This is a genomic window from Dapis hubbardiae BLCC-M172, assembly GCF_050016015.1.
Lineage (GTDB): Bacteria > Cyanobacteriota > Cyanobacteriia > Cyanobacteriales > Microcoleaceae > Trichodesmium.
On the sequence record NZ_JBNHEQ010000031.1, the window covers coordinates 3,300 to 25,161 of the forward strand.

General features: G+C 32.9%; 15 protein-coding genes. 9 read left to right on the forward strand and 6 right to left on the reverse strand.

Annotated elements, in window-relative coordinates; genetic code table 11:
- Positions 1–497 precede the first annotated feature (497 nt).
- From ACP6PK_RS03615 to ACP6PK_RS03625, 3 genes are all read left to right on the forward strand, one after another.
- Complete coding sequence (locus ACP6PK_RS03615; protein WP_426557827.1) at positions 498–1,139, forward strand: J domain-containing protein; 642 nt, start codon at positions 498–500, stop codon at positions 1,137–1,139.
- A 1,175-nt stretch (positions 1,140–2,314) separates the two neighbouring features.
- Positions 2,315–3,562, forward strand: a complete 1,248-nt coding sequence (locus ACP6PK_RS03620; RefSeq protein WP_426557829.1) for an FkbM family methyltransferase — start codon at positions 2,315–2,317, stop codon at positions 3,560–3,562.
- 557 nt (positions 3,563–4,119) lie between these two features.
- Positions 4,120–5,064 (forward strand): calcium/sodium antiporter, encoded by a 945-nt coding sequence (locus ACP6PK_RS03625; protein ID WP_426557831.1) that lies wholly within the window; start codon positions 4,120–4,122, stop codon positions 5,062–5,064.
- A gap of 685 nt (positions 5,065–5,749) precedes the next feature.
- Here the strand turns inward: ACP6PK_RS03625 and ACP6PK_RS03630 are convergent.
- From ACP6PK_RS03630 to ychF, 6 genes are all read right to left on the reverse strand, one after another.
- Positions 5,750–6,868 (reverse strand): mechanosensitive ion channel family protein, encoded by a 1,119-nt coding sequence (locus ACP6PK_RS03630; protein WP_426557833.1) that lies wholly within the window; start codon positions 6,866–6,868, stop codon positions 5,750–5,752.
- Positions 6,869–8,154: 1,286 nt separating this feature from the next.
- Entirely contained in the window at positions 8,155–9,252 is a 1,098-nt protein-coding gene (locus tag ACP6PK_RS03635; protein WP_426557835.1) for a mechanosensitive ion channel family protein, read from the reverse strand.
- A gap of 565 nt (positions 9,253–9,817) precedes the next feature.
- Entirely contained in the window at positions 9,818–10,021 is a 204-nt protein-coding gene (locus ACP6PK_RS03640; RefSeq protein WP_426557837.1) for a hypothetical protein, read from the reverse strand.
- A gap of 613 nt (positions 10,022–10,634) precedes the next feature.
- Positions 10,635–12,050 (reverse strand): adenylate/guanylate cyclase domain-containing protein, encoded by a 1,416-nt coding sequence (locus tag ACP6PK_RS03645; protein WP_426557839.1) that lies wholly within the window; start codon positions 12,048–12,050, stop codon positions 10,635–10,637.
- Between the two features lie 1,375 nt (positions 12,051–13,425).
- Positions 13,426–13,791, reverse strand: coding sequence for a phage holin family protein (locus tag ACP6PK_RS03650; protein ID WP_094671157.1), 366 nt, complete (start codon positions 13,789–13,791; stop codon positions 13,426–13,428).
- A 309-nt stretch (positions 13,792–14,100) separates the two neighbouring features.
- Positions 14,101–15,192: a redox-regulated ATPase YchF gene (gene ychF / locus ACP6PK_RS03655; protein ID WP_426557841.1), complete on the reverse strand. Its 1,092-nt coding sequence runs from the start codon at positions 15,190–15,192 to the stop codon at positions 14,101–14,103.
- A gap of 830 nt (positions 15,193–16,022) precedes the next feature.
- Between ychF and ACP6PK_RS03660 the strand changes: the two genes are divergently transcribed.
- The 6 genes from ACP6PK_RS03660 to ACP6PK_RS03685 all read left to right on the forward strand — a co-directional run bounded on the left by ACP6PK_RS03660 (position 16,023) and on the right by ACP6PK_RS03685 (position 21,730).
- Positions 16,023–16,526: a hypothetical protein gene (locus ACP6PK_RS03660; protein ID WP_246844038.1), complete on the forward strand. Its 504-nt coding sequence runs from the start codon at positions 16,023–16,025 to the stop codon at positions 16,524–16,526.
- A gap of 123 nt (positions 16,527–16,649) precedes the next feature.
- Positions 16,650–18,245: an aminotransferase class I/II-fold pyridoxal phosphate-dependent enzyme gene (locus ACP6PK_RS03665; protein ID WP_426557844.1), complete on the forward strand. Its 1,596-nt coding sequence runs from the start codon at positions 16,650–16,652 to the stop codon at positions 18,243–18,245.
- A 341-nt stretch (positions 18,246–18,586) separates the two neighbouring features.
- A complete protein-coding gene (gene cbiT, locus ACP6PK_RS03670) occupies positions 18,587–19,189 on the forward strand; it encodes a precorrin-6Y C5,15-methyltransferase subunit CbiT (RefSeq protein ID WP_094672120.1) in 603 nt (200 codons plus the stop codon).
- Positions 19,190–19,518: 329 nt separating this feature from the next.
- The gene (locus tag ACP6PK_RS03675) at positions 19,519–19,887 is read left to right on the forward strand and encodes an RNA-guided endonuclease InsQ/TnpB family protein (RefSeq protein WP_094673723.1); all 369 of its coding nucleotides are present in this window, start codon (positions 19,519–19,521) and stop codon (positions 19,885–19,887) included.
- Positions 19,888–19,924: 37 nt separating this feature from the next.
- Positions 19,925–20,104, forward strand: a complete 180-nt coding sequence (locus tag ACP6PK_RS03680; protein WP_094673722.1) for a hypothetical protein — start codon at positions 19,925–19,927, stop codon at positions 20,102–20,104.
- A 1,236-nt stretch (positions 20,105–21,340) separates the two neighbouring features.
- A complete protein-coding gene (locus tag ACP6PK_RS03685) occupies positions 21,341–21,730 on the forward strand; it encodes an IS200/IS605 family accessory protein TnpB-related protein (RefSeq protein WP_426557847.1) in 390 nt (129 codons plus the stop codon).
- Positions 21,731–21,862: the final 132 nt, after the last annotated feature.

Below are 21,862 nucleotides of genomic sequence, written 5' to 3' on the forward strand. Positions count from 1 at the left end.
AAAACTATAACGTTATATATTTTTCTGGGAAACTTATAGACAGTCTGAGTCGGAGGGAAAAAGGAAAATACTTCACTAAACAGACTATAGGCTCTAGTCAACAAAAACTATAACGTTATATATTTTTCTGGGAAACTTATAGACAGTCTGAGTCGGAGAGAAAAAGGAAAAAGGCAATAATTATTTATTTGCCTCCCATAATACTTCACTAAACAGACTATAGGCTCTAGTCAACAAAAACTATAACATTATAGTTTTTTTCTGGGAAAATTATAGATAGTCTGAGTCGGAGAGAAACAAGAAAAAGGCAAATAAATCATTCCTAAAATTCTAAGTAAACCTTCTGTCTAGTTCCCAATTGTTTGTACTACTGAATGCTGAACAAGTATAGGAAAGCGAATTAAACCTAAAATATTTAGAAAAAGGAAAAAGACAGATAAATTACTCCCAAAATTTTAACTAAACCTTATTTCCTCTTGCCAATATCCTCAAAATATATGAATATTGCAGATTATTATCGACAATTAGGGCTAAACTTAGGAGCTACTTTAGGAGAAGTAAAAACTTCTTATCGGCGATTAGCAAGAATTTATCACCCAGATGTTAACCCAAAAGATAGGCAAGCTAAAGATAAGTTTATTGCAGTGACAGAAGCTTACAAAATTTTGCTGAGAGTTGCTCCTCTTCAAACAGAACAACTATACAATTCTACTCCAACATCAACAACGAATAAAAAGTCAAAATCAGAAACTTCACCTCCAAAAACTTCACCTCCAAGGCAAACAAAAGTTAGGGTAACTTATAAGCAAGAAAAAGATCAAAATCAATCCCACACCTCAGAAGTAGAAAAGCAACTTAAACAAAATTATTACTTACACTTAAAGCAGTTATTAAAATATAAGAGATACCCTCGCGCTGTTGCTCTAGTTGAAGGTTTAGCTCAGAGAATGCCACAAGATTGGGAAATCCGACAGTGGCAAGCGATCGCCTATCAACGTTGGGCACGTCACCTCATTAGTGAGAGAAAATTAGATAAGGCCAGAAATTATCTGAAGAAGGCTCTGAAAACAGACCCCCAAAATCGCGCTCTCTCGGCAGAAGTAGAACATGATTTTCGTGAATTGGAAAAGATTTATTAATTATTAGCAGATTGGATTAATAATTTTATTGTAAAGTTCTAACAAGAGGATAGTCAAATATAATATTTCTTGTTAAAGGATCAAAATTAAACTCTAGGACTATCTCTTCTCAAGAGAGGACATCAATTCGGGAATCAGATAGATACTTGAGCAAAGCATTCCAAAAATCTCTATAATGCAGCTAATTATCTGAGTTAATCAAAACTTATTCTATGGTTATGGCTATATGGATGAGAATCACATAGTTTCTAGAATAAAAAAAACGAAACAAGATTAAACCCGATCCGTGAAAGTTTCACAACAAGTTTGAATCTGAAATTGAATTCAGTCTGACTTAATTTGACTATACTTTGAGTGGAAAGAAGAAGTTGAAAGTCCCGGTATTTTAATTGGGGGATAAAAATCAGGGAGGTTATAGGATTTTAGTCATCCTGTAATATACTATGATTAACGGCAATTTAAAGATATAAAAATGTATGGTAGTTAGTAAGTTTTAGTAGGTAAAAATGAAAACTTAATTTATACATTAATATTCCTGTATAAAGAGGTATACAAACTGACTAACATGGGAATATATTATGGGTAGTGTTAAAGAAGTAATGATTTTCACAGCTTACCTGATGAGGATAAAAAAGATGTACTAACAAACATTCTGACATATTTAGGACTACCATATTATGCTAGAAAGCTAAATTGTAAGACTGCTATTTATCTTGGCAAAATTGACTGATTTAAAACATCTATAAAAACAACAATTACTATAATATAGCCAGTTGTTGAATTAGATAATCTCTAGGGTTTATTAACATTTATAAGGTACAGTTATTTTGATTTTTTTCTGTTACCTATTCCCTAAAACCTATAACTTTTTATCTCACAACTATGAGAATTTTTATATATAATAATGTTTAGCTTTGGCGAAAGTTAAAATTGTTTAAATATAAGAGATTGTTTGTCAATAAAATCTAAAAAAGAGAATAGGGAGCAAGGAGTAGGGAATGAAGATACAACTATACTATTTATCACTATAACTTTATTATTATACCATACCCTGTACAGCTCTCACATTTCAATCCCTTGAGGTATTCCGCCTTTGATATTTAGTCATTCGACACTCTCTTAATACTTATCTGACAAACAGTTTTTCAAACAATAAATTATCAAAACAACTAACAATGACAAACATAAATCAAGAATTCCAAACAGCTCTCAAATTCCAAAAAGAGGGAAAGTTACAACAAGCAGAGTCGATATATATAAACATACTAAAATCTGATAGTAATCATGTAGCTTCCTTAATTAACCTTGGTTTAATAGAGCAGGGAAAAGGAAAACTAGATGAAGCAACTCAGTTCTATAAATATGCCTTTTCCTTAGAGCCAAATAATATATCTCTCTTGTATCTTTTAGCAAGAATTACACAAGAGTTAAACCAATTAGATGAAGCTATTATCTACTGGCAAAAATTAGTAGAACTTAAGCCAGATTCTGCTTTAGAATTTTATGGCAATATTGGTAATAGTTTAGTTCAACAAGGTAAATTTGACGAAGCACTAAATTATTTTCGTCGTGCCCTAGAAATATCACCCAAGAGTTTTCAAGCTCATCAAGCGATCGGTAATTTGCTGATTAGACAAGATAAACTTTTGGAAGCTAAATTAGAATTCAGTAAAGCATTAGAAATTAATCCTAATTATCAAGCTGCAAAAGTTTGGTTTACTTTAGTTGATAAATTACTTAAGGGAGAAAATCTAGTTTCATTCAATTATCAAAACATCCCCATAAAATTTGAAATAACAGGAAAAAATCTAGCAGTAGAAATTGCTAATATTGGTGGTAATTTTTATGAAGTAGCTGAGTTAGAGTTTATCCGGCAGAATCTAAAAGTCTCAAATCCAGTTATTGTTGATATTGGAGCGAATACAGGGAATCATTTAGTCTACTTTGCTAAAATTATGCAGGCAGCAAAAGTAATTCCCATAGAATTTCATCCAGAAATTATTGCAGCCTTGAAGAGACATATCTCAATTAATCAAGTCAGTAATATTGACTTATCTAAATTAGGTTATGCTATTGGCAAAAATCGTGGTATATCTTTTATAAAAGAACATCCTGCTAAAGATTTTTGTTTAACAGAAATTGCTGATAATATCATCAATGGTACAGAGGTAGTAGTTGTGACTTTAGATGAATTAATTCAAGAAAAAGTAGACTTTATTAAAGTTGATGTACAAGGTACAGAAATAGATGCTTTGGTAGGAGCAAAAAATTTAATATCTACTTATCAACCTGATATGCTAGTTGAAGTTGCCAAAAATCATATTAAGGACTTTCGGAAATTTTTAGAGGCAGTCAGATATCAAACTGTTAAGGCGTTTGATCATGGAAGATATGTTAATTTCTATATTAAATCTACCAACTAAAACTAAAATTTAGATTTGCTCGAAGTATATGGTAGTCATTTCAGTTATCAGTTATCAGTTATCAGCACCTCGTAGCTGTTGCCAGAGGCTTGAAGTACTGAAGTTTATTTTTTCCCCTATCTAATGGGAGGCTTGAGACCTTATTTTTTTGTCAAAGAAAGAAAGTATATAGTATTCCTATTTTACTTGTATAGAAAATATCAGGAAAAAAGGAAATAGGTAACAGCCAGAATAATGCTAAACTTCTTATCTGTTTTAGAATTATTTTGCAAATAATTTAGGCTTGCTATATATGAGAAAATTAGTTCATTAATGGATAATTGATAATGGCTAATCGATAATTACTTCTGGTTAAAACTGTTCTTGATTGAATATAAGGAAATATTATTTTTTTCCCTTGAAAGTGGAGCTTAATAAAGCTGAATAATTATTAATTATTCGGTAACAATTATAGCTATAACTATAATTTATTGCTTTTTTTTTATCTAATTTACTACTTTTTGATTATCTTCTAAGCTTGACTTCGCTTACTATATGTAAATGTAAACAATAAACTAATGCAAAACTTAATTATCTGGTTAATAATATTTATAGTTAGCTTGTTCGTTCTGATCAAAGCTTCTGACTTCTTTACAGATGCAGCAGAAAAAATAGGTATATCTTTAGGAATTTCTCCTTTTTTAGTTGGGGTAACAATAGTATCAGTAGGAACTTCTCTCCCGGAGTTAATATCCTCTATGTTAGCAGTATATCAAAACTCCTCTGAAATTGTTTTTGGTAATGTTATAGGTTCTAATATTGCAAATATTTTCTTGATTATTGGTACTGCATCATTAATTAGTAGTCCTTTAAGAATACAATATGAACTAATCAATGTAGATTTACCACTATTTGTTGGTTCAGCCTTTTTACTAGGTTTAACTGTTTTAGACAGTAACTTTTCTGTTAATGAAGCTATTATATGTATTTTGGGATATGTTGTCTATGTTCTATACACAATAAGTAGTGGTAAGGAAGAGCAACAGTCAGGAGGCAAAAATAAGTCTAAGAAAAGTTTACCACTAAGGCAAATAGTAATTGTGGTTGTCAGTTCATTATTTGTCTTTTTGGGTGCTAATTACACCATTGAATCTGTTACTAAAATTTCTGAGATACTAAATATAGGGAAAGAGCTAATTGCTTTAAGTGCAGTTGCCCTTGGTACATCATTACCAGAATTAATAGTTACTATTTCTGCTGCCAGAAAAGGAAACCCAGAAATTGCAGTGGGAAATGTTTTAGGTTCTAATATTTTTAACTCATTAATGGTGATGGGAATACCAAGATTTGCAGGTAATTTAGTAATTACTGAAGATGTTATTTCGAGTGGTTTATTAGTTTTATTGGCAGGAACTATTTTATTCTTTTTTGTCACTCAAGATAAACAGGTGACTCGTTGGGAAGGATTAATATTTTTTCTGTTCTATGGGTGGTTTATTGGCAACATCTTTGGGTTTGTATAAGTAGGATTTTCTGAATAAAGTATTATCAACCTATCCCACTATTGTAAAAATGCCTATTTACTTAAGTAAAATTTTCCTGAAAAGCTGGATTTTTCGTTTTTATCTTTAACAATATTTGGGCTTTTCAGCAGAAATATTATTAGTGGGAGAGGTTAATCAGTAAGGTAGAACTCAGAAGTCAGAAGTTGGGAAAAATTAGAATTATAGAGGAGGTGAGATTAAAAATTTTATCTTGATTTTTCTATCCTTATCTGCTCTCTGCTCAAAATGGTAACTTTTTGAGTTTTATAGCACTACGCGAATAGAGAATAGGTAATAGGGAATAGTAAACTGTCAAAAGATTTTTAGTATAGGGAAAAGTTCCGCTAACAGGATTTAGAAATGTCCTAATCTTTTCAAAATGCTAACTTTTTGAGTTTTATAGCACTACGCGAATAGGGAATAGGAAATAGTAAACTGTCAAAGGATTTTTCGTATAGGGAAAACCTCCGCTAACAGGATTTAGAAATGTCCGCGCTCTTTGCTTCGACTTCTATATAGACAGAAAAGTTATAACTTTTTTCGCTCCTTAAAAGGTAAGCCTTTATCTGTAAATTTTCTGGGAGTTAATTAGCAAAAATCAAGTACCTAGACATAATTCAGAAATATTAATGATTTGGCAGAAGAAAGAATTTTTCAGCAAACCTTAAATAGTGATTGGGGTATCAACATAAATATTTGGTTCTTGCATCTTAAACTCTATGCCAAATTTTTTCAGTTGCTTAGAAAAATTCTGATTTGCAACTTCCAATAGTTGCTTCCTTAGTTGAATAGAATTTTCACTAGAACCAAGAATAAAAAATGTCATCCTGGCACGACTTTTATTCATAGCTTCATGGTCAAATATAGTTATTTTCATACTACCTGGTTCCATTCCCAATAAGGAATCTTTACTATTTCTAGCGACTTGTTGAACAACAGCTTCTTCCTGTTCTGTAAGTTTCTTAGTAAAGTCTAAATATAATAAAACCATCACTTTTTTACCACGGGTAATATTCTCTATTGCCGTATCAGCTAATTTATTATTGGGAATAATATATAGAGTACCTGTAGCTGCTACCCTAACTTTAGTAGAACGTAAACCAATAGATTCTACTCTGCCGTAAATATCGCCACCTCCCAATGAGCAACGAATATAATCTCCCGGAATAAAAGGACGGTCTAAAAATAAAACTATCGTACCAAACAATTGCTCTAAGGTTTTGGAAGCTGAAAAACTAATAGCTATTCCACCAATAGATACACTAGCTAACAAACCTGTTAATGGAAACTTTTGACTTTGAGCATAGCTGACTAATCCCACAAATCCAATTAGTATATTTGCTACAGTCTCAAATACTAACAGTAACTCATTTTCTAAACCTGATTTAGAAATAATTTTAACCCCATATATTCTAATAAGTTGACGAAATATCCTAGAGGCTAACCATCCCAGACTAGCAACTACAGAAAAAACTATTAGTGGATGAAATAATTTGTAGAATTGTTGATAATCTATTAACCAAGCTGAGGATAGAGAAATTAATAGACAAGTTCCTGCAAGTTGAAAAGGTTTTTTTAGTGGATGAAGAAAATTATTGGTAATTTCTTGCCTTGCACCTGGGATAAAATTTTTAATAACTATACTCAGCATTGCTGATGTGTATTTTCCTATGAATATTGCTCCCAAAGCAAAGACAAGGAAAATCAAATAATTAGGAATGCTAGTAGCATCCAAAGAAATAAATATCTGATTTACTTGGTTAATTATATCTGAGAAAAACATACAGAAGTTTCCTAGTTGATGAAGTAAATATATTTATGCTTTTAAGAACTAGAGAATAGAAAACAGTTCATTTCAGTTATCAGTTATCAGTTATCAGTTATCAGTACCTCCGAATTGAGCTGGAGGCTTGAAATACTGAGTTGGATTTTTTTCATCCACTTAAAAGGGTATGCGCCTCCGCTCATTTTTTGGCAAAAATATTTATTCTGTAAATTAAAGACATTAATCTGGAATTTGTGGCATTAGCTTATACTATTTATTATCCATTAATTATGCTTCGTGAAAACTAATTTATACTTGACTCTTTTTCCGTAAGCATTCAGCAGTCAGCTATATTACTTTTAAAGCAGGGAAAAGCAATTGGGAGATTTCCAAGAATGAGTATGAAAATGTGGTAGAAGTTAAATAAATACTTACTTAATTTATAAACCTTGCCCTAAAAAGCAAGGTCTATAAAAAGCTGTTTGCGCAGCATTCCGCAGGAAATGCTTACCTTTTTCCTAAACTTTCTAACACTTAAAACGTACCACCGAATATATTTTTTCAAGAGACATAACTTTCCATAAGTGAAATTTTGTATGTCAGCATTCAGTCATCAACTATCAGCTATTGTTTTAGGTTTTAGGTTTAAACAAGACCCTTAAGACGTAAGCATTCAGCCGTCAGCTATCACCAATCAGCTATTGCTTTTAGTGGAGCATAAAAGCTTTATTTAGGGTTTGCTGATTAAATATCAAAGCATTGACAGATAAAGGTATTAGCCTTTTTGAGTCTGAAATACCTTGGTTTTCAGCCCTTCAGCCTCAAAAACTTACGATATTGGGGTGACGCGAGGCAGAAAAATCACTCTTGCTATACTTTCTGACTACCTTCTCTATAACTCCTATTTTTCCTGATTCTTAACTACTCCCTACTCCCTACTTCCTACTCCCTACCTCAACAAAAAGTATTTATTCGGCAAACCCTATTTAAACCCTTTTATTAAGGGATATTATTAAGCCAGAATTCAATTTTACTACAAAAGTCGAAAAGTCGGCTTTATATTCATTAGTATTCCACAGGAAATTCTTACCTTAAGACTATACTTGATCAACATCTTTAGTTAACAGTAAATATATTTAAAAATAGGTTTTTTTGTGATGAGTAATTTCGAGTTCCCAAGCTATCCACCTCCACCCCTCCCCATCTTTATTGTCAAAAAATGGTTTTATAAGTTTGTTATAATAGACAACTTTAAGAGTGGGTTATTATGGCTGATAGCTAATAGCTGAATGCTTACTTTTGTATTAGACCGTAATTGGTGAATCGACATAGATACTAGGTTTCTCTATATCAAAAGCAATACCATATTCCTTAAGTTTCAAAGTAATTCTTTGACTAGCATTATCTAACATTTGACGACGAAAATCCATAGATACTTTACCAGAACCTAAGATAAAAAATGTAATTTGCGCTTGAGTAATATTTTCTGATTTGGAACTAGGTAAATTTTTAAAGGTAATATTAGTATTACGAGGATCGATGCCAAATATATCAGCGGTACTTGCTAAGATAACTTGGCGGATTAATGCTTGTTCTTCAATATCCACATCACGATAAAAAGTTAAGTCTAAAATAGACATAACTTTCTTTGCTGCACTAAAGTTTTCAATGTTTACCTGTGTTAGAGAATTATTAGGGATAATAATTAAAGTACCTTTACCAGAAGAACGAATTTTAGTTGATCGTAAACCAATAGATTCTACCCTACCAAAAGTACCATCAGGAAGACCAATATAGTCATCAATTACAAAAGGTCTATCTATATAAAGAACAATTCCACCAAGTAATTGACTTAAAGTATTTTGGGAAGCAAAAGCAACGGCTACACCTCCTATTCCCAAACTAGCAATTAAACCAAATACATTCACTTGGTGAGTTTGAGCAAAAATGATAATAGCTAGAACAATAATAATAAAGTTCGCTAGAAATTTACCTACTATAAATAAGTCACTATTTGCTTTCCGATTGCTTCTGAATGCTGCTTCTATTAAATAGATATCAAAAAATTGTTTAACAAATTTAAAACTTAACCAAGTAGTGACAATAGTTAAGATTAAACTCAGAATTATTTCCAGAATAAAAGCTTCAGAATATGGTGTAACAGCTAGAATAGTTATCTCAGATATTGCTAAAGCAATGACTATTCCAATTAATAATTTATTCGGGGATATAATAATCTTATATGCTTCCAAAATTTCTGTAGATACTATTTTTCCTATTAGTTCAGGTAGTTTACTAATTCCAAGAATTGCAACTATTGTTATTACACCTATTGCAAGTAAGCGCAGAATGCTACTAATATCTATAACTATCTGTTCGGGAAAATTAAAGTAATCTAACATAGATAATCTCACTTCAATATTAACCTTTAATGTTTGATTGATAATACTCTAAAATTTACAAAAATATTTACCCTTAAATAAGCAATTAGCAATCAGTAGTAAACGTATATCAAAGGGTTTAAAGGATTTAAAACCCTAGAAATAAAAGCTATTTTGGGTTTTGCAAAACTTCTTTTTTAATCTTCGTAGAAAAACCATAAACGATATTAATTATGAGTATTCTCTCAGGAAATACTAAAAACTTCTAGCTAGAGCTTGCTGGTTAAATATCAAAGTATTTACAGATAAAGGTTTGAGCCTTTTTAGGTTGCTAAAAAGTACCAGGTTTTCAGCTCTTTATGTTCAAAAAGGAGCGTATTTTCAGGAAGAGTTGGGAAAAAAATTACTCTCCCACTACCCTACTCCCCTAATCCTTAAAAAAGACTTTTTCAGCAAACCCTAGCTAGTTAACATAGCGATCGCTTCATACATAATTACCAGTTTAATAATGAGATAGCGATCGCTAAATAGAATATAGTTTTATTGTTTCAGAATTCCTAATAAATATTGATTTTATTTATCTTTGTTATTCAGGAAAATCAGGAATCACCCACTTAGGAGGAGCCATTCTTTTTTTCATTACTGCTTCTTCAGCCATTTCTAGCATTTTGTCTAAGGAAGTATTATCAATAAACTTTGATGTTTCTTTTGCATATTCTTTGTTAGGACACTTATCCCCTAAAGTACAACCATTTACACAAGCTTCTGCACAATTTATATTATTCTCCATACAATTCTCCTCTAGGAATTTAGTGATTTTATAGTAGATAACATTTTTTAGTTATCCAGTTGAGAACTTAATCATTATTTGATTAACTATAGCATATTTGTGGTTAATCTTAAAGATTCCTTTGCTTCACTAATAGACATAGGAGTGAAAAAATATATTTTTTTTGCACATCTTAGGCAAGAGGAAACAGGGAAGACTGAACAGGGAAAATATTGTTATTTTAAACATATTTGATAACATCAAACTCTGCCGTTAGGCAAGATTTAGCAAAAGTTTTAGTAAAATTTACTTGGGGTTGGTTGAATAAATTTAAAAGCCTTGAAAGATAAAAGCTTGAGGATTTTTGGATTGAAAAAAATGTCAGGTTTTCAGTTGACAAATATCAAAAACTTAGTATTTTGCGCAGAATAATAGCAGAAAAATCAAGGGAAAAATCTATCTGACTATCTCCTCTATACTACTCTCTACTCCCCCACTACCCTACTCCTCTAGTCTCACGCTTCCCTACTCCTTAAAAAGACTTTTTCAGCAAATCCTACTTAAGAATCACTAAGTAAAATGTAATTTTTTTATGGTTAAATTATCAGAACTACTCTATAAGAGCAAAAATCTCTTATCCATGATTATCTCTATCAACTAAAAAATATGTATTCATCTTTCCCTTACCCTTAATCATAATAGTTCCTCTTGCATCAAATATATATTTACCTTTTAAATAATTGTAAGTTGATTCTGTAACTTGAATCTTATTAGGTTCACCGTGAGATTCCATGCGACTCGCAGTATTAACAGCATCACCCCAGAGGTCATAAATAAACTTTTTCCTACCAATCACACCAGCAATAACAGGACCAGTATTAATGCCAATTCTAATACTAAGTTGCATATTATGTTTTTGATTAAAATAACTAATTGCTGCCCGAATATCCAAAGCAATTTCAGCTATTGCCTCGGCATGATCGAGCCTTGGTTCTGGCAAACCTCCAACCACCATATAAGCATCTCCAATAGTTTTAATTTTTTCCAAATTGTATTTATCAGTCAATTCATCAAAGCAAGAAAATATTTGATTTAGCAAATCAACTAATTCTACAGGATTAATCTTTTCTGATAGCTCAGTAAACCCTACTAAGTCTGCAAATAAAATAGTAACTTCAGAAAAACCTTCAGCAATATCTTTCCTCCCTTCCTTTAATTTTTCTGCAATAGTTTTTGGCAAAACATTTAACAACAAACTTTCAGATTTTTCTTGTTCAGCTAATAATATTTTTTCTGCTTGCTGCCGTTGATAAATTTCTGTGGATACTCGCTCAAACATTTGATTAAAAGCTCTCATTACCTCTCCCAACTTATCCTGATGCTTAACAGAAACAGAATAAAATTTCACCCGATCGCCATTTTTACTTAAAGCTTCTCCAGCAGCAATTAAGTCATCTCTTAACTTCAAAATAGGATTAATTAATGTAACTCCTAATACTTCCATTATCACCAAAGTAACGAAAACAGAGATAACTATTACAAGCACTGTAATTCTGCCAATATAAGCATATAATTCTCGTTGAATTTTAGAGGCATCGTGACGAGCAATTAATGTGTAATTGATTCCCAAATAATCTGCGGATAATGCCACATCATATCGCTTACCATCTTGACTCCTAACACGGAGAATATTGTTGTCCTGAAGATGAAAAAAATCTATTTCTGGAGCTTCACCGATAGTTTCAACTAATTCTCCTTTAGAATCATAAATTATGACTCCCAAAATTACAGAATCTTCCGTTAATGTTTTTACCTTCATCTGAAAGATACCATCAGATGTCATACTGGTTTCAGTTAAACGTACAATAGAATTAAAAATTGCTCCAGAAATATCTTCTAATTGGTGAAGTAGTTCCTCTTCTCGCCGATAATAAGATGGAATTAAAATTAAAGTCTCAATTACTATAATACTGGCAAATATCCACAAGACTATTTGTCTGGATAAACGTGCTCTCAAAGAACAAAATAATCTGGAAATTTTAGGAAACATATACAATTTATTTGCTGGGAAGTTTACTAAAAGCTTGCACCGTTTACCCTCAAATAAAAAAACTAAAATACTATAGAATTAGCTAATACTAATTCACTTCAATAATGTCATAAGTAGTTTCATTACATTCCTTATAATTATAGCAATTCCCACAAGGAGTGACGTACAAAATTCCTTTGTTTTAGGGAGCAGGGAGTAGGGAATATGGGAGAATGGGAGAATGGGGAGTATAAAATAAGGAAAACAACTGTACTTCATTAGCTTGAGAAACCCTATATTGCCTAAAATTACTAAAGTATTACTTTTGAATCTCTTGAGTATATTTTAAATTCAGTTTCAGAGTTTTTCCGCATAACATTTAGATTTCAGAGCTACTCAGTTGATATATAATTATTGAATTGCGTAAAACTATATAAAAGGAATTTATAGCAGTTTTCATGTTTTTTAGAGTACAGAGATTTGGGTTTAAAGGAATAAGAAATAAGGAATAAGGAATAAGTTTTATATTCAACATGAGTGAAAACCGCTATAAATTTTATATTTTCTGTTCCTAGTTAAGGTTTGTATTTTCCCTTTTCGAGATTTGATACCATTTCTCTGTAACAATGCGCTTAATAATTATTACCCAAACCTGATTTTTAGCAATCGCTGTTATCTTTTATTAAGCGCAACTTCATGGGGAAATGGTATGAGACAAAAACTTTAAATACTCAACAGATTATTATATTTTATAGCATTCCAGAAAAAGATTAGGAAATTATCAAGGGTATCTAGTTTTTAAATTTTATTTTTTGAATTTTCAACAAATGAACAATAATTGATATAAAATTGTCATATTTGTAAGATATAAAGTTCTGGTTTTAGTGATATTTTAGAGATTTTATAGTTGTAAAAATGTCTGGAAAGGAAGGAAAAGAGATTACTGAGAATAGGAAAAAATCATAAATCTATTTAATAGACATATCTGAAAAAGATGATATAATTTTTGCGCATCATAGAGAAATATTTTTACAACAAAGGTACAAAAAATGATTTTTTTCAGTTAGTTGTACTTCTCTTGTTTATCTTAAACAAAGAGCAAGGGTGAATCTCAACTTTAAAATAAAGCCAAAAATTCATCCCTTTTAGGGAACAGGGAACAGAGAATAGAGAATAGGAAATAAAGTATTTTTGCAAATTATGAGATACACCCAAGAGCAAGTTTATTTTCTGGATATATTTAATAAAGCTAGTTTTATATCACAACACTTTTAACTGCTACAGACCTTTAGTTATAGATAACAGAAAAAATAAAACTAATATCCAGAAAAAATCGACTAGATATCAGTTTTAAAAGCACACAAAAATACAAACTATTGAAAATATAAACTTTCGTCTAACTTACTACTACCCGGTTAAGTAACTCGTAAAGAAAAGAGTTAATAAAACCTAGTGCTACAGCACCAATTAGGGCACTCCAAAATCCCCAACGTAAGCGAAATCCACTGACAAACCAAGCAGCTAAACCAAAGATAGCCATATTTAGAAGTAGAGTAAAAATAAAACTCGAAAGAACAATCTTAATAGGCAAAGCTATAGCAATTAAAACCGGACGAACAAGAGCATTTAACAACCCAAAAACTGCCGAAGAAGTTAACGCGATTTTAAAATCATCAATTTCTACTCCTGTGGGCAACTTAGAAATAATAAACAAACTAACAGCAGTAACAAACCAAAGAATCAAAAGTTCTACAATACTCATTTTTTTTCTCCTTAATTAACTAGCTATAGCAATCCTAAATAGGTCGCGGGTCATCAAAAAGTAGATAAAAAACTTCAAACTCCCACCTGTTAACTGTTTCCAGTTAAGTGTTCCCTAAAAGCAGTAAGGTTTTTACACACAAATAAAATAGGACTGCTATATTAGCTTTTAGCGTTCAGCTAGCCTTCTGCGGAGGAACTACCTTAATAGCTTTTAGGAACTATGGTTAAAATCCTCTTTGCTAACTTTAAAAAAAATAATTTTGCTGACTACTGACTGCTGAACGCTGACCGCTTCTTTAAAAGAAATCTAAACATTAAATCGGAAGAGCATAACATCCCCCTCCTTAACAAGATAATCCTTACCCTCACTCCTCAACAAACCCTTTTCCTTAGCAGCAGTCATTGAACCACTAGCTACTAAATCCTCATAAGCAATTGTTTCTGCTCGGATAAAACCTCGTTCAAAATCAGTATGAATCACCCCCGCAGCTTGAGGAGCTAACATTCCAGCCTTAATAGTCCAAGCCTTAGTTTCTTTCTCTCCAGTAGTAAAATAAGTACGCAATCCCAATAATTCATAAGTTGCTTTAATCAGAGATTTTAAACCACCTTCTTCTACTCCCAAAGATTCTAAATAATCAGCTCTTTCTTCATCTGGTAACTCAATTAATTCTGATTCTACCTGAGCTGAAATTATCACAACTTGAGCATTTTCCACAGCAGCAATATTGCGGACTTTTTCAACCCAATCATTCCCACTAGCCAAGTCATCTTCTGAAACATTAGCAGCATAAATTATGGGCTTAGAAGTTAACAAATTTAAAGGCTTAATTAGAAAAGATTCATCCTCATTTAAACCAGCCATTCTCACCGACTTACCCTCATTTAAAACAGCCTCTAATTTTGTTAAAAGCTCCAATTCTGTCTGAGCATCTTTACTGGTACGAGCTTGTTTTTTCGTCCGTTCAATTCGGCGTTCAACCTGAGCCAAATCAGATAACGCCAACTCTAAATTAATTACCTCAATATCCCGTACCGGATCGACCGAACCAGAAACATGAATAATATCCTCACTATCAAAACAACGAACTACTTGAACAATAGCATCAACCTCTCGAATATTAGACAGAAATTGATTACCCAATCCCTCTCCCTTACTAGCACCTTTAACCAAACCAGCAATATCAACAAACTCAATTCTAGTAGGAATAGTTTGAATAGAATTAGATATTTTAGTCAGCACATTTAACCGCTGATCTGGCACTGCCACCACTCCAACATTGGGTTCAATTGTGCAGAATGGAAAGTTAGCAGCTTCTGCCTTAGCATTAGCAACTAAAGCATTAAATAAGGTAGATTTTCCTACGTTGGGTAGTCCGACAATTCCAGCTCTGAGCATAAATTTAAGTCAAAAATTAAAAGTCACAATTTGAATAAATGATATTCCTAAATATCTCAGGATATTGCTTAATAAATCCATTTAATACTCAGGAGGTTAGCTATGAAAATTATTATTTTTTAAGAAATGTGAATAATTGTTCACTAGACTCATAGAATATGATTATATCTTAATTATTATTAATAATCAAAATTTTATCCCTCTCGTGGCCTAATAGTTATTTCCCAAAATAATGAAGTCTAAAGCCACCCATCTTAAATCGGGGCTGTTTCATTCTTGCGAAAAAAAAAGAAGGAGATAGACAAAATGGTAAATTTTGATAAAATAGTAAGTATTTTGGTCAAATTTATCAATTATTCTTGAAGGTCAATTAACAAAATATTGTTATTTTAGCCAATTGAATCAGATATTTAGTCAGAGTTTAACGATATTCTAAAACTGAAAAATCGGCAAATTTTGGTAAATTTCTCTATATCCCCGATCCCCTCATCTCCTGTTATCCTTAAATCATTAACTTACGATACTTTCAAACAGCCCTGCCTATCTTAAAGGGGATCAAAAAATATTCGCGACTTGCTATTTCAATTTCGGGCGTTTCTGATGCTTGGGTATGATTCGTATTTTTTAGTAGTTACTAAACTCTTGAATAAGAAATATTTCAGATTGCTCAATTTTTATTTTCATACCTTGATTCAGCAAGCCCAATTTCCATGCTTTAGTCGGAGGTACTAATAACTGATAACTGAAATGACTTCCCTCTTTATACCTAAATAATGGTTAAAATATTAATTACTATAGTAGAATAATTATACTAAAAAAACTATTGCACAATGGTTGAAGAAAAAAACAAAAAAATTATCGGTACTAGAGAAGCTGCATATTTATTAGGTATTTCAACTCAACGTTTGCGGATCCTATTATCTCAAGGTCGAGTTAAAAATGCTGAAAAGGAAAATGGATTTTGGAAAATACCTGCTTATGGGCGTCAAGGTTATGAAATGCCAATAATTTTTCCTGGTACTAGAGGTCCGAAAGGTAATTGGTGCAAGGAAAAGCGCACTAAACCTACAATGATTCATGTTAATCAGCACATAATTAAGGAAAATGCCAAAAATCCACTAAAGGAATTGAAGCCAGTAATTTCTGTAAAGGAGACTAAGCGTAATGACTATGGTTATCAGTTGGAAATTAAAGGTCCTTGTCGAATAGTATATCATCCTCACGACCCGGCCGAGTGTGGCGCTCATTTGTGGATTGATACTTTTAGTAGAGTGCAATTTGTGGATACCAATTTTAACCCTATTACTGCTTGTCGAGCCTATAAGTATATATAGTGGACTTTTCATCTTAAATGTTGCAATAGAAAAGTGTGTGGAGATTGCTTCACTGTCGTTCGCAATGACAAATCTAATGCACTATTTTAGTTGAAACGGTCTAATAGGTATAGGAAAGTTTGAATGTTTGACCAAACTAAAGCACCAATAATTGAGACCCTCAAAAATCTTAGCCAAAAATCCCATGCTCCTTTCTACACACCAGGACACAAACAAGGAAAAGGAATTGCACAGCCACTCACTGATTTATTAGGAACAAAAGTCTTTCCAGCAGATTTACCAGAGTTACCAGAACTAGATAACTTGTTTACTCCAAATGGTGTGATTCAGGAATCTCAAGAATTAGCAGCAGAAACCTTCGGCGCATTAGAAACTAAATTTCTAGTCAACGGTTCCACTACAGGAATTATAGCCGGAATTCTGGCTACTTGTGGGAATGGCGACAAAATAATTTTACCTCGGAATATCCATCAATCAATAATTTCTGGACTAATTTTATCTGGAGCAATTCCAATTTTCATCCATCCAGACTATGAGTCAGATTGGGATATTCACCTAAGTGTCACTCCTAAATCTATTGCCCAAACCTTAGCAAAATATCCCGATGCCAAAGCAGTAATGATAGTATATCCCACCTATCATGGTGTCTGTGGAGATATTACAGCGATCGCCCAAGAAGTCCATAAATATAATATTCCTCTTTTAGTAGATGAGGCTCACGGTCCACATTTTGCTTTTCATTCAGAGTTACCCACACCAGCATTAGTGGGTGGAGCAGATTTAACAGTACAGTCGATTCATAAAGTCTTAGGGGCAATGACTCAAGCATCAATGCTGCATTTAGGGAGCCAACGCATAGACTCTTATCGACTCAACCAAGCTTTACAGATGTTACAGTCTAGCAGTCCAAATTATTTACTTTTGGCATCTCTCGACGCTGCGCGTCAACAAATGTCTTTGTTTGGTCAAGAACTAATGAGCCAAACCATACAATTAGCTAATGATGCTAGAAATAGAATTAGTCAGTTACCAAATTTTTCTATATTTGACAAGGAAGAAAGAAGGAAGAAGTTTGAAGGAAAAAGTTTGACATCCTTAACAGGAGAATCTGAGTTATTAACGAATGATTGTGAAGAAGGGAGTTGGAAATCAGGAGCAATATTCTCTATTCCCAATTACCCAATTGAGAATTATTTCAACCCAGGATTTATTGCTCTTGACCAAACGAGATTAACTATTAAAGTTTCTAATATTGGGTTGAGTGGCTATGAAGCTGATGAAATTTTACATCAGGAATTAGGAGTCACCTGTGAATTACCTAGTTTCCAACATCTGACATTTATTATTTCCATAGGAAATACAAAGGCAGATATCGATCAATTAGTAACAGCTTTAACCAGTTTAAGGTCTCGGAGTAGGGTTAACCTGCCTATCCACCACAGGAAAAAACTTGACCTAGATATGATTTATTTTTCTATACCAGTCTCTCCTAGAGATGCTTTTTTTGCTCATAAAAATTGTTTGCCCATCGAAGAATCTTTAGGACATATCAGTGCCGAATTAATTTGTCCCTATCCACCTGGGATTCCAGTATTAATACCTGGTGAAATTATTACAGAAAAACATCTTCAGATATTTGAACAAGTCCTAAGATTCGGTGGCATAATAACAGGATGTAGTGACCCTAGTCTTAAAACTATCAAAGTCTCTAGATTTTAGTTTTGACCATTTATCAAACCTGAGATTAATTTAAGGGATAGTACATCACACTTAGTTGATAAGTAAAACTCAAATACTTCTTAACTAAATTGAGGGATATTATGTAGATGTAGTAAAAAAATTATAGTGCTATGTATCAGTCTTTAAACACATAGTGAGTCTTGGGAATCCCACTACCTAGCTTAGTTTGAGAGTTGAGAGGATGTTAATCCTTCCTTATTTATTGCTATAGCAGTTGAAGCAAAGAGCGCGGACATTTCTAAATCCTGAAGTCCTTTGACAGTTTACTATTCCCTATTCCCTATTCCCTATTCCCTAGCGCTATACAAAAATAATTTTCTATGCCTTCCCAACTTTGGCCTTATGTTACTCCAGGTATCCCAGATGACTTATTTGAACGTTTACCTGGTATTCCCATGAGTAAGCGAGAAGTCCGCTTACTGTTAATATCTTATTTACGATTACAATCAGATTCAGTAGTATGGGACATTGGTGCAGGAACAGGAACCATATCAGTAGAAATCGGCTTGATATGTCCTCAAGGTCGAGTTATTGCCATAGAAAGGGATGAAGAAGTAGCAAGTTTAATTAGGAGAAATTGTGACCGCTTTGGAGTAGAAAATGTCACAGTAGTTGAAGGTAATGCTCCTGAATGTCTTGATAGTTTAACTGATGCACCTAGCCGTGTCTGTATAGGTGGAGGTCGTTATATCAAAGTTATACTGGAAGAGGTTTGGAAAAGATTATTACCACAAGGTCGCATTATTGCTACTGCTGCTAATCTAGAAAGTCTTTATGCTGTTTCTGAAAGTTTTGCTGATTTACAAGTTAGGAATGTAGAGGTAGTGCAGTCGGCAGTAAATCGTCTGGAGACGAGAGGAATACATCAAACCTTCGCAGCAATTAATCCTATATTTATTTTGAGTGGAGAAAAAATAAATTAATTTTTTCCTCAGCTTCAAGTAAAGAAAATTAACAATAGAATAATATTATATAGATTAAATTGGGTAGCCATTTCAGTTGTAAGTACCTCTGACTAAAACCAGAGACTTGAAATACTGAGGTAGATTTTTTTCATCTCCTTAAAAAAAGAAGTTATTGACCTTATTTTTTAGTCAACTTGGAAAATTAGCCAATAATATTTTATCTCGATGTTGGTTGAAGACCCGCGCTCTCCCGCAGGGGAGCTGAGAGATGGGAAAACCAACCAATGTTGCAGTTTTACAGATAATCTGTTTAAATGTAAACATTGAATAAGTAAGCAGTGAAGTGAATGGTTGAAAAAGCCTACAAATTTAGGTTTTACCCTACCCCGGAACAGGAAAGTCTGTTGCGAATGACTTTGGGTTGTGTACGTTTAATTTACAATAATGCTTTAGCTGCAAGAACTCAATTGTGGTATGAGAACAAAGAGCGAGTAAGCTACAAACAAACCTCAACTATGCTTACTAACTGGAAAAAACAAGAAGATTTAGATTTTCTAAAAGAAATAAACAGTGTTCCATTGCAGCAAGGTTTAAGACATTTGCAAACAACTTTCACTAACTTTTTTAGTGGAAGAACTAAATATCCTAACTTCAAGAAAAAGCGGAATGGTGGTAGTGCTGAATTTACGCTCATCAGCATTCAGATGGAAAGATGACCAAGTCTATTTAGCCAAATGTGCAGAACCATTACCCATGAGATGGATCAGACAACTACCAGTAGGTTGTAAACCTAGTACAATTACTATCAAACTTGATCCAAGTGGTAGATGCTCTGTATGTCTGAGAGTTAATGATACCAGAGATTTAAAACTTAAGCCAGTAACCAAACAAATTGGTATTGATCTAGGAATAAAGGTGCGACTCGTTGGCTAACCAAGACTACTGAAAAGCAGGTATATTTAGCCTTCCAGGTCATGACATGAAGTGAATAGCTTCGAGCTGTGAAAACTCTTATATCCTTGGTGGTGAAATTCCACCTGCCCTGTTCTTGGGTTGACCGCATAGGCCACACTGATGAGACTGAATATCAAATTGGTGAAGCTGGTATAATAAACTTTCTACATAAATATAGTCTTATGTAGTCAAATAATGTCAAATATCTTTGTTTATTTGTACAAAAAAGCTACTAAGTATTTGACAAAATTTAATAACTGAAGGACATGATGTTTAATGGTACAATGAAATTGGCACTTAATTCCCGACTCAATAATCATAAAAACTAATAAATGTTCAGAGCCTAATCGTAATTTTAATCCTTTGATTTATGAAATTAGTTGAGAGACATATTATTCAATCCCAACATCGGTTTTATGCTGAAATTGACCGACTGTGTTTCTTATCTAAAAATCTCTATAACTCATGCTAATTATTTAGTTCGTCAGTCTTTTATATTTGAAAATACTCCAGAATGACTATTATCACCTACAAAAAACACTCTCTACTCAATCAGACTATCAAGCAATGCCAGCTAAAGTCTCTCAACAAATATTGATGATTTTAGATAGAAACACATGAATTGCTTTTTAGTAGCGAACGAAGCTTATAAACAAAACCCATCAAAGTTTAATGCTCGTCCTCGTCTTCCGGGATATAAAAATAAAATAAGATGAAGAAATATTGTAGTTTATACAAGACAAGCTATCAGCAAAAGGCAATTAAAACAAGGAATTATTAATCTAAGTAAAACTGGGATTTATCTAAAAACATTAGTACCTACTTCACGCTCTTAAACAAGTTCGTCTCGTCCCTAGACTTAACCATTATGTAATTGAGGTAGTTTATGATAAATATGAGAAATGCGAAAAACAATACGAGCTAGAGGAAAATAGTTATGCCAGTATTGATATTGGATTAAACAATTTAGCTACATTAAGTTTTAAGGGTGCCGGAATTAAACCCAAGAGTGATCAATGGCAGACCGTTAAAATCTATAAATCAATACTATAACAAAGTTAAAAGCTTCCTACAATCTCAACTCCGGGAAAATCAATCAAGTCGGCTACTGAAAAAGCTTATGTTAAAAAGAGAATTTAAAATCAATGATTACCTTGCATATTGCATCTCGTTTGATTATTGATACTTTAATTAATCAGATGCAGAGGAACTCTGATAATTGGGCACAATGAAGAGTGGAAGCAGAAGCTCAATTTAGGGAAAATAAATAATCAAAATTTTGTATCTGTTCCCTATAATAAATTAATTGAAATGTTATCTTATAAAGCCAAGATGGTAGAGATAAATGTAATTCTTACAGAAGAATCTTATACCTCCGCATCAAGTTTTATAGATAATGATTTTATTCCAGTGTACAAAAAAGGTGAGAAAAATCAAGTCACCTTTTCACCGAAAAGAGTAAAGCGATGCAGCGCCGCCAAAGGGGGTTTCCCCCATGAGCGACTGCATCAAGACAAAGAGGTTTGTATCGTACCGCCAACAAAGGATTACAGCGCTTTTCAGTTGAGTAAACCACAAAACTTTTGTAGGAGTCAGGAGTCGTAGGGGCTTGCTGGCCATGTGCTAACGCAAAGCTCCGCTTTATATGTCGCTCCGCGTTTTTCATGTCGGCTCAAGCGCCGAAACGGAGTTGTGCGATAGCAAAACGCCCGTACAGAACTCAGGAGGCAAAGGCTA

Excerpts from the sequence above, each read along its gene's own strand:
- ACP6PK_RS03635 (WP_426557835.1), bottom strand. The coding sequence starts at position 9,252 with ATGTTAGATTACTTTAATTTTCCCGAACAGATAGTTATAGATATTAGT.
- ACP6PK_RS03620 (WP_426557829.1), top strand. The coding sequence starts at position 2,315 with ATGACAAACATAAATCAAGAATTCCAAACAGCTCTCAAATTCCAAAAA.
- ACP6PK_RS03640 (WP_426557837.1), bottom strand. The coding sequence starts at position 10,021 with ATGGAGAATAATATAAATTGTGCAGAAGCTTGTGTAAATGGTTGTACT.
- ACP6PK_RS03680 (WP_094673722.1), top strand. The coding sequence starts at position 19,925 with ATGAGATGGATCAGACAACTACCAGTAGGTTGTAAACCTAGTACAATT.
- ACP6PK_RS03645 (WP_426557839.1), bottom strand. The coding sequence starts at position 12,050 with ATGTTTCCTAAAATTTCCAGATTATTTTGTTCTTTGAGAGCACGTTTA.
- ychF (WP_426557841.1), bottom strand. The coding sequence starts at position 15,192 with ATGCTCAGAGCTGGAATTGTCGGACTACCCAACGTAGGAAAATCTACC.
- ACP6PK_RS03625 (WP_426557831.1), top strand. The coding sequence starts at position 4,120 with ATGCAAAACTTAATTATCTGGTTAATAATATTTATAGTTAGCTTGTTC.
- ACP6PK_RS03675 (WP_094673723.1), top strand. The coding sequence starts at position 19,519 with ATGGTTGAAAAAGCCTACAAATTTAGGTTTTACCCTACCCCGGAACAG.
- ACP6PK_RS03650 (WP_094671157.1), bottom strand. The coding sequence starts at position 13,791 with ATGAGTATTGTAGAACTTTTGATTCTTTGGTTTGTTACTGCTGTTAGT.
- ACP6PK_RS03660 (WP_246844038.1), top strand. The coding sequence starts at position 16,023 with ATGGTTGAAGAAAAAAACAAAAAAATTATCGGTACTAGAGAAGCTGCA.
- ACP6PK_RS03630 (WP_426557833.1), bottom strand. The coding sequence starts at position 6,868 with ATGTTTTTCTCAGATATAATTAACCAAGTAAATCAGATATTTATTTCT.
- ACP6PK_RS03615 (WP_426557827.1), top strand. The coding sequence starts at position 498 with ATGAATATTGCAGATTATTATCGACAATTAGGGCTAAACTTAGGAGCT.
- ACP6PK_RS03665 (WP_426557844.1), top strand. The coding sequence starts at position 16,650 with ATGTTTGACCAAACTAAAGCACCAATAATTGAGACCCTCAAAAATCTT.
- cbiT (WP_094672120.1), top strand. The coding sequence starts at position 18,587 with ATGCCTTCCCAACTTTGGCCTTATGTTACTCCAGGTATCCCAGATGAC.